The sequence below is a fragment of the Paenibacillus sp. FJAT-27812 genome, assembly GCF_001273905.1.
Taxonomy (GTDB): Bacteria; Bacillota; Bacilli; order Paenibacillales; family Paenibacillaceae; genus Pristimantibacillus.
Map to the genome: position 1 here is coordinate 2,720,948 of NZ_LIGH01000001.1, position 14,222 is coordinate 2,735,169.

Annotated in this window: 10 protein-coding genes and 1 other annotated feature; all 10 genes read left to right on the top strand. The window is 46.4% G+C overall.

Annotation, left to right across the window (positions count from 1 at the left end; all coding sequences use genetic code 11):
- Nucleotides 1-2 precede the first annotated feature (2 nt).
- The 10 genes from rplA to fusA all read left to right on the top strand — a co-directional run bounded on the left by rplA (nucleotide 3) and on the right by fusA (nucleotide 14,158).
- A complete protein-coding gene (gene rplA, locus ADU23_RS11550) occupies nucleotides 3-695 on the top strand; it encodes a 50S ribosomal protein L1 (protein WP_053373885.1) in 693 nt (230 codons plus the stop codon).
- 12 nt (nucleotides 696-707) lie between these two features.
- Nucleotides 708-873 (top strand) — a sequence feature (ribosomal protein L10 leader region).
- Nucleotides 874-930: 57 nt separating this feature from the next.
- Entirely contained in the window at nucleotides 931-1,434 is a 504-nt protein-coding gene (gene rplJ, locus ADU23_RS11555) for a 50S ribosomal protein L10 (protein WP_053373886.1), read from the top strand.
- An 88-nt stretch (nucleotides 1,435-1,522) separates the two neighbouring features.
- Nucleotides 1,523-1,882 (top strand): 50S ribosomal protein L7/L12, encoded by a 360-nt coding sequence (rplL, locus tag ADU23_RS11560; protein WP_053373887.1) that lies wholly within the window; start codon nucleotides 1,523-1,525, stop codon nucleotides 1,880-1,882.
- 224 nt (nucleotides 1,883-2,106) lie between these two features.
- Nucleotides 2,107-2,706, top strand: a complete 600-nt coding sequence (locus ADU23_RS11565) for a class I SAM-dependent methyltransferase (protein ID WP_197286061.1) — start codon at nucleotides 2,107-2,109, stop codon at nucleotides 2,704-2,706.
- Between the two features lie 384 nt (nucleotides 2,707-3,090).
- Nucleotides 3,091-6,639, top strand: a complete 3,549-nt coding sequence (gene rpoB / locus ADU23_RS11570; RefSeq protein WP_053373889.1) for a DNA-directed RNA polymerase subunit beta — start codon at nucleotides 3,091-3,093, stop codon at nucleotides 6,637-6,639.
- Between the two features lie 95 nt (nucleotides 6,640-6,734).
- Nucleotides 6,735-10,361 carry a DNA-directed RNA polymerase subunit beta' gene (rpoC, locus tag ADU23_RS11575; protein WP_053373890.1) on the top strand — a complete coding sequence of 1,209 codons (3,627 nt, stop codon included), beginning with the start codon at nucleotides 6,735-6,737 and terminating at the stop codon, nucleotides 10,359-10,361.
- Between the two features lie 222 nt (nucleotides 10,362-10,583).
- Complete coding sequence (locus ADU23_RS11580; RefSeq protein ID WP_231637357.1) at nucleotides 10,584-10,838, top strand: ribosomal L7Ae/L30e/S12e/Gadd45 family protein; 255 nt, start codon at nucleotides 10,584-10,586, stop codon at nucleotides 10,836-10,838.
- Between the two features lie 255 nt (nucleotides 10,839-11,093).
- A complete protein-coding gene (gene rpsL / locus ADU23_RS11585) occupies nucleotides 11,094-11,516 on the top strand; it encodes a 30S ribosomal protein S12 (protein ID WP_053373892.1) in 423 nt (140 codons plus the stop codon).
- Between the two features lie 66 nt (nucleotides 11,517-11,582).
- On the top strand, nucleotides 11,583-12,053 hold the full coding sequence (gene rpsG, locus ADU23_RS11590) for a 30S ribosomal protein S7 (protein ID WP_053373893.1): 471 nt from the start codon (nucleotides 11,583-11,585) through the stop codon (nucleotides 12,051-12,053).
- Between the two features lie 29 nt (nucleotides 12,054-12,082).
- On the top strand, nucleotides 12,083-14,158 hold the full coding sequence (fusA, locus tag ADU23_RS11595) for an elongation factor G (RefSeq protein WP_053373894.1): 2,076 nt from the start codon (nucleotides 12,083-12,085) through the stop codon (nucleotides 14,156-14,158).
- Nucleotides 14,159-14,222: the final 64 nt, after the last annotated feature.

Genomic DNA, 14,222 nt, shown 5'->3' on the forward strand with positions numbered 1-14,222 from the left:
CAATGGCTAAACAAGGTAAAAAATATGTAGAAGCTGCTAAGCTTATCAACAGCGAAGCAACTTACGAGCCTTTGGAAGCGATCGAGCTTGTGAAAAAGGCAGCAACAGCTAAATTCGACGAGTCCGTTGAAGTAGCAGTTCGTTTGGGTGTAGACCCGCGTAAACAAGACCAAGCAGTTCGTGGTGTAGTTGTACTGCCGCACGGTACTGGTAAAACTAAACGCGTTCTCGTTTTCGCAAAAGGCGAAAAAGTGAAAGAAGCGGAAGCTGCGGGTGCTGATTTTGTCGGCGATGCAGACATGATTAACAAAATCCAACAAGGCTGGTTCGAATTCGACGTTTGCGTCGCAACTCCGGACATGATGGCTGAAGTTGGTAAACTTGGACGGATCCTTGGTGGTAAAGGTTTGATGCCTAACCCTAAAGCAGGTACGGTAACGTTTGACGTTGCTAAAGCCGTTCAAGAAATCAAAGCCGGTAAGATTGAATACCGTCTTGATAAAGCAGGTCAAATCCATGCTCCAATCGGTAAAGTATCTTTCGATGCTGAGAAACTCAACGAGAACCTCAAGTCATTGATCGACGCACTTAATCGTGCTAAACCGGCTGCTGCAAAAGGTGTTTACCTGAAAAACATTGCCGTTTCTTCGACAATGGGCCCTGGCGCTCGTGTTTCCACAGCGGTTTATCGCTAAGAAGAACGGAACTAAATTCGAATACGCATACCGTAGACAGTAGGTGCCTTTAGGCTTAATTTCCTACCGAGGTGTTATGATAAAACGTTTGTGAGCAACATTCGATCCTTTAGGGTTGATGCGCGATAACGACATCATGGCCTTCGCAGTGTCTGCGAAGGCCTTTCTCATGCATCGAGGCGTGGAAAGCCCGTCGTAATTAACGGAATGTATACTATTACGGGAGGTGTACAGTTTGGCTAACGCAAATATCATCCAAGAGAAACAAGAGGCAGTTGCCGTAATCGCGGCGAAAATTGCTGCTAGCTCCAGTACAGTTGTAGCTGACTATCGTGGATTGAACGTTGCGCAAGTAACTGAACTTCGGAAACAACTTCGTGAAGCAGGAATCGAATTCCAAGTTCTTAAAAACTCGCTCGTTCGCCGCGCAACTGAAGGTACGGATTTCGTAGAATTGAACAACATTCTTACAGGTCCTACTGCAATTGCATTCGGTAAAGAAGACGCTGTTGCTCCAGCTAAAATTTTGAACGATTTTGCTAAGAAGAACGATGCTTTGAAACTTAAAGGCGGCGTTGTAGAAGGTAAAGTCGTTTCACAAGAAGAGATTAAAGCACTTGCGGAACTTCCGTCCCGCGAAGGTTTGCTTTCTATGCTCCTCAGCGTATTGCAAGCTCCAGTGCGCAACTTCGCGCTTGCGGTTAAAGCAGTCGGCGAGAAACAAGAAGCACAAGCTTAATCAATTACAGTCACTAATTGCATTGAACCGGCGAAAGCCGGCTGCATGATAAAACAAAAAAATAAACCATATTCCCGGAGGTATAACCATGTCTAAAGAACAAATCTTAGAAGCGATTAAAGTTATGAACGTTCTTGAACTGAACGAGCTAGTTAAAGCAATTGAAGAAGAATTCGGCGTAACTGCAGCAGCTCCAGTAGCAGCAGCAGGTGCTGGCGCAGCTGTTGAAGCTGAGCAAACTGAATTCGACGTAATCCTTAACGGCGCTGGCGCTTCGAAAATCAACGTAATCAAAGTAGTTCGCGAAATCACAGGTCTTGGCCTGAAAGAAGCGAAAGACTTGGTTGACAGCGCTCCTAAAGCTGTTAAAGAAAAAGTTGCTAAAGACGAAGCAGAAGCAGTTGCAGCTAAGCTTACTGAAGCTGGCGCTTCCGTAGAAGTTAAGTAGTATTTTTACAATAAAATAAGCTGATCATGCGACTGAATGATGAATCGGCTGGCGAGCCCCTTGAACCGTCAGGTTTCAAGGGGTTCGTTGTATGTTAAAGGATAAGAATGTATAAGCGAGCCCTTATACATTCTTATCTTTCAACGCGAAACGCGCCTTTACCGCTGCGATCGGGCGATCGCTGTATGCGCTTGTCGCTAAGGAATAACGGGGGGTGATGGATCATGTCAAATCACTATTACTCGCAGAGCCCGGATGTGAAGCATAATCGTCAAATTCATGAAGCATCGCTTCGAGGCTTTTCATTCCGTTTTATGACGGATGCTGGCGTATTCTCGAAATCGGGTGTCGATTATGGAAGTCAGGTTTTGATCGACGCACTAATGTTGGATGATAAGGCAAAAGTGCTGGATGTCGGCTGCGGTTATGGTCCGATTGGGCTAACATCAGCGAAGCTTGCCCCAAACGGGCTTGTGACGATGATTGATATAAACGAGAGAGCGGTGGAGCTTTCACGTGAAAATGCAAAGCTGAATAACATCACGAATGTAACTGTTTTGCAAAGCAATGTATATGAGGCCGTCAAACATATGAAGTTCGATGCGGTCGTTACGAATCCGCCTATTCGGGCGGGGAAGTCGGTGGTTCATCAGATTTTTGAAGAAGGCTATGAACTGCTGGAGCAAGGCGGAAGCATGTGGGTCGTCATTCAGAAGAAGCAAGGCGCGCCTTCGGCCAAAGCAAAACTCGAGTCATTGTTCAGTGATGTAGAGGAAGTTACGAAGGATAAAGGCTACCGGATTTTCCAAGCTGTAAAAGGCTAGTTAAATATCTCAAAAGCTGTTTTGAAATTAAGTTTGAAAGTAGAATTATATTTATTGACTTGACATTTTAGATATGGTAAAATTATAAAATGTCAGCATTAAATTGGGCTCGATCTCTTTAGTTAACTAAAATGTCAAGTGTAAATTTAAAGCGCGGAATGCATAAGTTTTACACGTTTGACGTATAATGTTTACGTTTTGGGCAAAATTATTTGATATGAGACTATCGCGGCCGCGCTGTGATTGGTTAACTGCCGGAACATGCTCTTTTTTCGAACTATTCGATAAGGGCTTTTCTTTATTTGACTATATAGGCGGCTGGTCCGTCTATGGTGACGCAGTGGATATCGATGCTGTGATACAGACATGAGGGGTGAGGTTAAGTTGGCAGGACAACTTGTTCAGTATGGTCGGCGCGCGCGCAGAAGCTACGCCAGGATCAACGAGGTGCTGGAAGTCCCGAACCTGATTGAAATCCAACAAAAATCGTATGAGAAGTTTTTGGACAGCGACTTAATTGAGTTGTTCCAAGATATTTCTCCGATTTCGGACTTTACGGGCAATCTATCGCTTGAGTTTATCGACTATAGCTTGGGCGAACCGAAATATTCGGTCGATGAATCAAAAGAGCGCGACGTGACGTATGCGGCTCCTTTACGCGTTAAGGTACGACTTTTTAATAAGGAGACCGGCGAAGTAAAGGAACAAGAAGTTTTCATGGGTGATTTCCCGCTTATGACAGAGACAGGCACGTTTATCATTAACGGGGCCGAGCGTGTCATAGTCAGCCAATTGGTTCGATCCCCGAGTGTGTACTTCAGCACGAAGGTCGATAAGAACGGGAAGAAGAACTACACAGCGACGGTTATTCCTAACCGTGGCGCATGGCTAGAGCTTGAAACGGATGCTAAAGATATCATCTACGTTCGTATTGACCGGACCCGGAAAATACCGGTAACGGTACTTTTGCGTTCGCTCGGATTCGGTACTGACGCTGAGATTCTTGAGCTGCTTGGTCATGATGAGTACATTCGCAACACGTTAGACAAGGACAACACGGATTCAACCGAGAAAGCGCTGATTGAAATTTATGAGCGTCTTCGTCCGGGCGAGCCTCCGACTTTGGATAATGCGAAGAGCTTGCTAGTAGCTCGTTTCTTTGATCCAAAACGTTATGACTTGGCCAATGTAGGCCGTTACAAAATAAACAAAAAACTACACATCAAGAACCGTTTGTTTAACCAACGGCTTGCGGAAAATCTAGTTGATCCTACGACTGGCGAAATTATTGCTGAGTCCGGACAAATGATTGACCGTCGTTTGCTTGATGAAATTCTCGAAAAGCTCGAGAAGGATGTAGGTTTCAAAACGTATCACGTTGCTAACGGCGTATTGGATGCTGATAGTATTCCACTACAAACGATCAGCGTATTCTCGCCATATGACGAAAGCAAAGTTATTAAGGTAATTGCCAATGGCATTATTGATAAATCCGTGAAGCATATTACGCCAGCGGATATCATTTCTTCCATTAACTACTTTATTAATTTGCTTCATGGCGTAGGCAGCACGGATGATATCGATCACCTCGGTAACCGTCGTCTGCGTTCTGTAGGCGAGCTGCTTCAAAATCAATTCCGTATCGGTTTGTCTCGTATGGAGCGCGTTGTACGCGAGAGAATGTCCATCCAAGACGCGAATGCGATTACGCCTCAGGCGCTAATCAACATTCGTCCGGTCATTGCATCTATAAAAGAGTTTTTCGGCTCCTCGCAGCTGTCCCAGTTTATGGACCAAACGAATCCGCTTGCTGAGCTCACGCATAAGCGTCGTCTATCAGCACTTGGACCCGGCGGTTTGACTCGGGAACGCGCGGGCTTCGAAGTCCGTGACGTCCATCACTCCCACTATGGGCGGATGTGTCCGATCGAGACGCCAGAGGGACCGAATATCGGTTTGATCAACTCCTTGTCATCCTTTGCCCGCATTAACGAATATGGCTTCATTGAAGCGCCGTATCGTTGGGTAGATCCGAAGACGGGAATTGTAACAGAGCAAATCGCTTACCTAACTGCTGACGAGGAAGATAACTACGTAATCGCGCAAGCGAATGCGAAGCTGACTCCTGATGATAAGTTTGCAGAAGAAAATACGATCGTTCGTTACAACAAGCAAGCTGATAACATTTTGACTATGCCAAGCGATCGTGTTGACTACATGGACGTATCTCCTAAGCAGGTAGTATCCGTTGCGACAGCGTTAATTCCGTTCCTGGAAAACGATGACTCCAACCGTGCCCTCATGGGATCAAACATGCAACGTCAAGCGGTACCGCTACTTATCCCTAGATCACCGCTCGTTGGTACGGGCATGGAGCACAAAGCTGCGAAAGACTCCGGCGTTTGTATCGTTGCGAAACATGACGGTATTATCGAACGGTCTTCCGCTAATGAAATTTGGCTTCGCCGCGTAGAGCAAATTGATGGCAAGCCGGTTACAGGCGACTTGGTAAAACATAAACTACACAAGTTTATGCGTTCTAACCAAGGAACGTGCATCAACCAGCGTCCACTCGTACGCAAAGGCGACGTCATTAAGAAAGGCGATATTCTTGCAGATGGTCCTTCCACTGAAAAGGGCGAATTGGCTCTGGGACGCAACGTAGTCGTTGCATTCATGACGTGGGAAGGTTACAACTATGAGGATGCGATCCTGCTTAGTGAGAAGCTTGTGAAAGAGGATGTTTACACATCCATTCACATCGAGGAATATGAGTCCGAAGCTCGTGATACGAAGCTTGGACCGGAAGAAATCACTCGCGATATCCCGAATGTCGGCGAAGAAGCTCTTCGCAACTTGGATGAGCGCGGAATCATTCGTGTCGGTGCCGAAATCGGCGCAGGCGATATCCTGGTTGGTAAAGTAACGCCGAAGGGCGTAACGGAGCTGACTGCGGAAGAAAGATTGCTGCACGCTATCTTCGGTGAGAAAGCTCGTGAAGTACGTGATACTTCGCTTCGCGTACCGCATGGTACTGACGGTATCGTTGTAGACGTGAAAGTATTTACGCGTGAGAATGGCGATGAATTGCCACCTGGCGTTAACCAACTGGTACGTGCCTATATTGCTCAAAAACGGAAAATTTCCGAAGGCGACAAAATGGCCGGACGTCATGGTAACAAAGGGGTTATCGCCCGCATCATGCCAGAAGAAGATATGCCTTTCCTACCGGATGGCACACCAGTAGAGGTTGTTCTTAACCCGCTCGGCGTTCCGTCACGGATGAACATCGGCCAAGCGCTTGAAGTTCACCTGGGTATGGCTTGTAAACATCTCGGCATCCACGCCGCTACGCCAGTATTTGACGGAGCGCGCGAGAATGACGTTTTCGATACGATGGAAGAAGCAGGCATGCAGCGTAACGGTAAAACCGTACTGTATGACGGACGGACAGGCGAAAACTTCGAGCGTGAAGTTACAGTTGGGGTCATGTACATGATCAAACTGGCGCACATGGTCGATGATAAAATCCATGCCCGTTCCACTGGTCCTTACTCACTTGTTACACAACAGCCGCTCGGTGGTAAAGCACAGTTCGGTGGTCAACGTTTCGGGGAGATGGAGGTATGGGCGCTTGAGGCTTATGGCGCTGCGTACACGCTTCAAGAAATATTGACGGTTAAATCCGATGACGTGGTTGGTCGTGTGAAAACGTACGAATCGATCGTCAAAGGCGAGAACGTTCCAGAACCGGGCGTTCCAGAATCGTTTAAAGTTTTGATCAAAGAGCTTCAAAGCTTAGGTATGGATGTTAAAATTCTGTCTGAGAATGAAGAAGAGATCGAAATGAAGGAAATGGACGATGAAGACGAGGCAACGGGTGATAAGCTCAACCTCAATATTGAAGGTGCCGAGATCGGCGCTGCTGAATAAACTAGTTGCTGGATTCCGTCACATGGTCACGCGCCTATGACGGAATCTAGCTGATTAGATAGACATTGTCATACATGACGGAGGAGGGTTGCTCCTTGTTGGACGTGAACAACTTCGAGTATATGAAAATCGGTCTGGCTTCGCCGGATAAAATTCGCTCGTGGTCCCGCGGAGAAGTTAAAAAACCGGAGACGATCAACTATAGGACCTTAAAGCCGGAGAAGGAAGGTCTCTTCTGCGAAAAGATTTTTGGACCTACGAAAGACTGGGAATGTCATTGCGGCAAATACAAACGTGTACGCTATAAAGGTGTCGTTTGTGATCGCTGTGGCGTTGAAGTAACTCGCGCTAAAGTTCGCCGTGAACGTATGGGTCACATCGAGCTAGCTGCTCCAGTTTCTCATATTTGGTACTTCAAAGGGATTCCAAGCCGTATGGGTCTTGCACTGGATATGTCGCCTCGTTCGCTTGAGGAGATCATCTATTTTGCATCCTATGTCGTGACGGACCCAGGTGATACGCCGCTTGAGAAAAAACAACTCCTTTCGGAGAAAGAATACCGCAGCTACCGGGAGAAATACGGGTATGGTTTCCATGCTGGCATGGGCGCCGAGGCTGTTAAAAAGCTTTTGCAGGATATCGACGTTGACAAAGAACTGGAGCAATTGAAGGAAGAGCTGCGTACGGCTCAAGGGCAACGACGCAATCGTGCCATTAAGCGCCTAGAAGTAGTCGAAGCATTCCGCAACTCCGGCAACGAGCCGGAATGGATGATTCTTGACGTGCTTCCTGTAATCCCTCCTGAGCTTCGTCCGATGGTACAGCTTGATGGCGGACGTTTTGCGACATCTGACCTTAATGACTTGTATCGCCGTGTTATTAACCGTAACAACCGTCTGAAGCGTCTTCTTGATCTGGGCGCTCCTGATATTATCGTACAAAATGAAAAACGGATGCTGCAGGAAGCGGTTGACGCTTTGATCGACAACGGTCGTCGCGGTCGCCCTGTAACAGGTCCTGGTAACCGTCCGCTCAAATCTCTCAGCCACATGCTGAAAGGTAAGCAAGGACGTTTCCGTCAGAACTTGCTCGGTAAACGGGTTGACTATTCCGGTCGTTCGGTTATCGTCGTAGGTCCTAACCTGAAAATGTTCCAGTGCGGTCTTCCGAAGGAAATGGCACTTGAATTGTTCAAGCCTTTCGTTATGAAAGAGCTTGTTAATAAAGGCTTGGCACACAACATTAAGAGTGCTAAGCGCAAGGTTGAACGCGTAAGCCCAGAGGTATGGGATGTTCTTGAGGAAGTTATCAAGGAACACCCAGTGCTGCTTAACCGTGCCCCGACGCTTCATAGACTAGGTATTCAAGCATTTGAGCCTATTCTAGTTGAAGGCCGCGCTATTAAGCTTCACCCGCTCGTATGTACAGCTTATAACGCTGACTTCGACGGTGACCAAATGGCCGTTCACGTTCCGTTGTCTGCCGAAGCACAAGCTGAAGCTCGTTTGCTTATGCTTGCATCAGGCAACATCCTTAACCCGAAAGACGGCAAGCCGGTCGTTACTCCTTCGCAGGATATGGTTCTAGGAAGCTTCTACTTGACGATGGATAACAAAGAAGCTAAAGGTAGCGGTTCCGTATTCGGAACCATTAACGAGGCGATCTCTGCTTATCAGCGCGGTATTGTTTCCTTGCATGCAAGGATCTTCATTCCGGTTCGCGTCCTTAAGAAAGTTAATTTCACCGAGCAACAGCAAAACTCGCTGCTCGTTACTACAGTTGGTAAAGTAATCTTCAACGAAATTTTCCCTGAAGATTTCCCTTATATCAACGAAGCAACGAAAACGAACCTATTGCACGGTACGCCAGATAAATATTTCGTTTACGAAAAAGGTGCAGATCTTCCTAAGTTTTTGGATGCGATCGAGACGCCGGGTGCGGTAGGTAAGGATTATCTCGCATTAGTTATTGCGGAATGCTTCCGTCAATACCACACAACGCTTACTGCGATGCTTCTTGACCGCATTAAGCAGCTTGGTTTCACTTACTCGACTAAGGCAGGTATTACAATCGGCGTAGCTGACGTAATCATCCCGAAAGAGAAAAACGAAATCATGAAGCTCTCCGATGAGAAAGTCGCTACCGTTATGAATCAATACCGTCGTGGTTTGATTACGAACGAAGAGCGTTATGACCGGATCATCAGCATTTGGAGTAAATGTAAAGACGAGATCACTGACGTTCTTATGAAGTCAATGGATCGTTACAACAACATCATGCTCATGGTGGATTCCAAAGCACGGGGTAACAAATCTCAAATTACACAACTTGGCGGTATGCGTGGTCTGATGGCCAATCCATCGGGTCGTATCATCGAGTTGCCAATCAAATCAAACTTCCGCGAAGGCCTTACCGTCCTCGAGTACTTTATCTCGACTCACGGAGCGCGTAAAGGTTTGGCCGATACAGCACTTCGGACTGCCGATTCCGGGTACTTGACTCGTCGACTTGTTGACGTTGCGCAAGACGTAATCGTGCGCGAAGAAGATTGTGGAACGGACAAAGGCTTCAGCGTAAGCAAAATTCAAGACGGTAAAGAGGTTATTGAAGATCTCTATGACCGTATCGAAGGCCGCTATGCGTTTGAAACGGTTCGTAATCCAAAAACAGGTGAAATTATCGTTAACCGTAGCGAGTTGATCGACTCGAACAAAGCGGACGCGATTATCGATGCTGGCGTTGAGAAGCTGCAAATCCGTTCCGTATTGAGCTGCCGTGCTCGTCATGGCGTTTGTAAGATCTGTTACGGACGTAACCTAGCTACTGGTAAACACGTTGAAATTGGGGAAGCGGTAGGCATTATCGCGGCTCAATCGATCGGGGAGCCAGGAACACAGCTGACGATGCGTACGTTCCATACGGGCGGCGTTGCCGGCGATGATATTACACAAGGTTTGCCGCGTATCCAAGAGTTGTTTGAGGCGCGTAATCCGAAAGGTCAAGCGATCATTTCCGAGCTTGACGGTGTAATCAAAGAAATTCGTGAAGCTAAGGACCGTCGCGAAATCGAGGTTCAAGGCGAAGCGGAATCCAAAGTGTATGCCGTTACTTATGGTTCGCGTATCCGCGTAACGCAAGGGCAACAAATCGAAGCCGGCGATGAGCTGACTGACGGTTCCATTGATCCTAAAGATATGCTGCGCATCAAAGGTATTCGTGGCGTTCAAAACTACATTTTGCAAGAAGTACAGCGCGTTTACCGGAACCAAGGGGTAGAAATCAATGACAAGCACGTTGAGGTCATGATTAAGCAAATGCTCCGTAAAATCCGTATCGTAGATGCAGGCGGTACAACTCTGCTTCCTGGCGCATTTGTTGATATTCATGAATATGAATCTCAAAACCGCGCTGCGATCTTTGCAGACCTTGAACCAGCTGTTGCAAAACCAGTTTTGCTCGGTATTACGAAGGCGTCGCTTGAGACTGATTCATTCTTGTCAGCAGCTTCCTTCCAAGAAACAACTCGCGTATTGACTGATGCGGCTATTAAAGGCAAAGTTGACCAGTTGCTTGGACTCAAGGAAAATGTTATTATCGGTAAGTTGATTCCAGCAGGTACTGGAATGGCTCGTTATCGTAACATTCGCTTTGCTGGCCTAGAAGATGAAATCGTTACTGCAGTAGAAGGCGAACTAGAAACAGAAGCTGTTACCGTCGACTAATCGTTGATTGAGCAGTTGTTTCAGTAACCGGACACTAACATATAACGAAAGAGCGTCACATCTTCCGCTTCATTTGGAAGCGGAGGATGACCGCTCTTTTGTATGTTTATAGTATGGGTTTTATTTACGAAATGTTTGCAAATGAATATCCTTAAAGTTTCTTGACACAAGCACAGTGTAGGTGGTACTATATCGAAGTGTGCCTAATTGTGTGATCGCTGAATGGAAGAATTGAAGGTGATTTTCATGCAATTCAAAGTCGGCGCAAAGCAGACGACCAAGATGCTCGAGCAACAAAGAGCCATTGAAGTCTATGTTGCACGAGATGCAGATCCGCAGATGAAAGAGAAGATCATTCATCTATGTGAGCGGGCGGGAGTTCCAGTTAAATGGTTCGATACGATGGAAGACCTCGGGGAAACCTGCGGCATTGATATCGGGGCCGCGATGGCAGCGCTCGTAACCGAAGAAGAATAACGCAATATCCGTTTTTGTTAGTTGATTATTTAACGATGATTGACTGGCGAGAACTTTTGTTTGTTCTTTTATGAACCGCCTGGATCTGTGGGCTTAATTTTAGGTAAAATGTCTACCATACAAGCGTATTCGGCTATTGCCGTCCTTTGGTGGAATGAGCTCGCCTACGCGAAGAAATATAAGTGGATTTATAAACGATAGATTATAAATGCTTATATTTTCGAAAAGACATGAATTTAGGAAGGGGGTGGCAACATGCCAACTATTAACCAGCTAGTCCGTAAAGGACGCCAAGCGAAAGTCGTTAAATCGAAATCGCCGGCATTGCAAAAAGGTTTCAATGCATTGAAACGTGAAGCTACAAACATCAGCGCTCCTCAAAAACGCGGTGTGTGCACTCGTGTAGGTACAATGACTCCTAAGAAACCGAACTCCGCGCTTCGTAAATATGCGCGTGTACGTCTTACTAACCGCGTTGAGGTTACAGCGTACATTCCGGGTATCGGACACAACCTGCAAGAGCACAGCGTGGTATTGATTCGTGGTGGACGGGTAAAAGACCTTCCAGGGGTACGTTATCATATCGTTCGCGGCGCACTTGATACTGCAGGCGTTAACAATCGGAACCAATCTCGTTCGAAATATGGTACGAAACGTCCGAAAGTTAAAAAATCATAAGAATAACCCTAACGGGTCATTGAAATGCTAGAAATAGCGACTATTAGAAGAAAGGGGGACTTTCTCATGCCACGCAAAGGTCCTGTAACGAAACGTGATGTGCTTCCAGATCCGCTGTATAACAGCAAACTGGTAACTCGCCTAATCAACCGCATTATGCTTGACGGTAAAAGAGGCGTTGCACAAACATTGTTGTATGATGCTTTCAAACTGATTCAAGAACGCACGAGTAAAGATCCAATGGAAGTATTCGATGCTGCAATGAAAAATATTATGCCAGTACTTGAGGTTAAAGCTCGTCGCGTTGGTGGTGCAAACTATCAAGTGCCGATCGAAGTTAAACCAGAACGCCGTACTGCACTTGCTCTCCGTTGGCTCGTGAACTATTCACGTAACCGCGGTGAGAAAACAATGGTAGAGCGTTTAGCTGCTGAAATCACAGATGCTTCCAATAACACTGGCGCAGCTGTTAAGAAGCGCGAAGACACTCACAAAATGGCTGATGCCAACAGAGCATTCGCTCACTACCGTTGGTAGGATTCTAACATTCGAGAGGAGACCATTTTATGTCAAGAGAGTTCTCCTTGAACAATACGCGTAACATCGGGATTATGGCGCATATTGATGCTGGTAAAACCACAACAACTGAACGGATTTTGTTCTTCACGGGCCGTACCCACAAAATCGGAGAAGTGCACGAAGGTGCAGCTACGATGGACTGGATGGAACAAGAACAAGAGCGCGGTATTACGATTACGTCTGCTGCGACAACTGCTCAATGGAATGGACACCGTATTAATATTATCGACACCCCGGGACACGTTGACTTCACAGTAGAAGTTGAGCGCTCCCTGCGCGTATTGGACGGGGCCGTTGGAGTTTTCAGTGCTAAAGAAGGCGTTGAGCCACAGTCCGAGACTGTATGGCGTCAAGCTGACCGTTACAACGTTCCGCGTATCGCTTACGTAAACAAAATGGACATCATTGGCGCAGACTTCCTTAACGTTATCAAAGATATGCGTGAGCGTCTGCAAGCTAATGCTGTTGCCATTCAAATTCCGATTGGCGCTGAGTCTGATTTTGTCGGCGTTATCGATATCGTTGAACGTGTAGCTTACAAGTACAAAGACGATACAGGTAAAGACCCTATTCAAGTTGAAATTCCTTCGGAGTATGCTGACCAAGTGGAAGAGCTTCGTACGGAATTGATTGAGAAGGTCGCTGAGCTGGATGAAGAATTAACGATGAAATATTTGGAAGGTGAAGAAATCACTATTCCAGAAATTAAAGCAGCACTCCGTAAGGGTGTTTGCGAAGTTAAAATCTTCCCAGTAATCGTTGGTTCATCTTACCGCAATAAAGGCGTTCAATTGATGTTGGATGCGGTTGTTGACTATCTTCCATCTCCGCTTGACGTACCTTCAATTAAAGGTACGCTTGAAGACGGAGAAGAAGGTGAACGTCCATCATCCGATACAGATCCGTTCGCGGCTCTGGCATTCAAAATCATGACGGATCCTTATGTTGGTAGATTGACGTTCTTCCGTGTGTATTCAGGAATTCTGAAATCCGGTTCTTATGTTCTTAACTCAACTAAGGGCAAGCGCGAACGGATTGGACGTATTCTGCAAATGCACGCGAACGCTCGTCAAGAGATCTCTGAAGTGTATGCGGGTGATATTGCTGCAGCTGTTGGTCTTAAAGACACAACAACAGGAGACACTCTTTGCGATGAGAAGAACATTATCATTCTTGAATCAATGAACTTCCCAGAGCCTGTTATCTCGGTTGCTATCGAGCCAAAAACGAAAGCCGACCAAGATAAACTAGGTATCGCGATTTCCAAACTGGCAGAAGAAGATCCTACTTTCCGCGCACATACAGACGAAGAAACAAACCAGACAATCATTTCTGGTATGGGTGAGCTTCACCTTGAGATTCTCGTTGACCGTATGTTCCGTGAATTCAAAGTTGAAACAAACGTTGGTAAGCCACAAGTTGCTTACCGTGAAACGTTCCGTGAAGCTGCGAAGGTTGAAGGTAAGTTCGTTCGTCAGTCCGGTGGTAAAGGTCAATTCGGTCATTGTTGGGTTGAATTCTCACCACTTGAGCCAGGTTCAGGCTTTATTTTCGAAAACAAAACAGTCGGTGGATCGATTCCTCGTGAGTTTATCGCTCCTATCCAAGCTGGTATCGAAGAGTCAATGAAGAACGGCGTTATCGCTGGCTTCCCGCTCGTTGATGTCAAAGCTGTTGTTGTTGACGGATCGTACCATGATGTTGACTCCTCGGAGATGGCGTTTAAAATTGCAGGTTCGATGGCGCTTAAAGCTGCCAAAGAAAAATGTAAGCCAGTTCTTCTTGAGCCAATCATGAAGGTAGAAGTTACTGTTCCTGAAGAGTACATGGGCGATGTTATGGGTATGCTTAACTCCCGTCGTGGTCGTATCGAAGGTATGGATACTCGTGCAGGTGCACAAATTATCCGCTCCAAGGTACCTCTCTCCGAGATGTTTGGTTATTCCACTACACTACGTTCCGGTACACAAGGACGCGGCGTATTCTCCATGGAGCTTTCTCACTATGAAGAAGTTCCAAAATCGATCTCTGAAGAGATCATTGCTAAGAACAAAGGCGAGTAATCGCTTTTGTACTTCTAAACAAGTGCTTTTGGCCGCCAGCTTCGTTTGCTTGCAAACCTGATGT

What these genes read in the sequence shown, in the direction of transcription:
- rplA (WP_053373885.1), top strand. Translation starts at nt 3, where the DNA reads ATGGCTAAACAAGGTAAAAAATATGTAGAAGCTGCTAAGCTTATCAAC.
- rplL (WP_053373887.1), top strand. Translation starts at nt 1,523, where the DNA reads ATGTCTAAAGAACAAATCTTAGAAGCGATTAAAGTTATGAACGTTCTT.
- ADU23_RS11565 (WP_197286061.1), top strand. Translation starts at nt 2,107, where the DNA reads ATGTCAAATCACTATTACTCGCAGAGCCCGGATGTGAAGCATAATCGT.
- ADU23_RS11580 (WP_231637357.1), top strand. Translation starts at nt 10,584, where the DNA reads ATGGAAGAATTGAAGGTGATTTTCATGCAATTCAAAGTCGGCGCAAAG.
- rpsL (WP_053373892.1), top strand. Translation starts at nt 11,094, where the DNA reads ATGCCAACTATTAACCAGCTAGTCCGTAAAGGACGCCAAGCGAAAGTC.
- rpsG (WP_053373893.1), top strand. Translation starts at nt 11,583, where the DNA reads ATGCCACGCAAAGGTCCTGTAACGAAACGTGATGTGCTTCCAGATCCG.
- fusA (WP_053373894.1), top strand. Translation starts at nt 12,083, where the DNA reads ATGTCAAGAGAGTTCTCCTTGAACAATACGCGTAACATCGGGATTATG.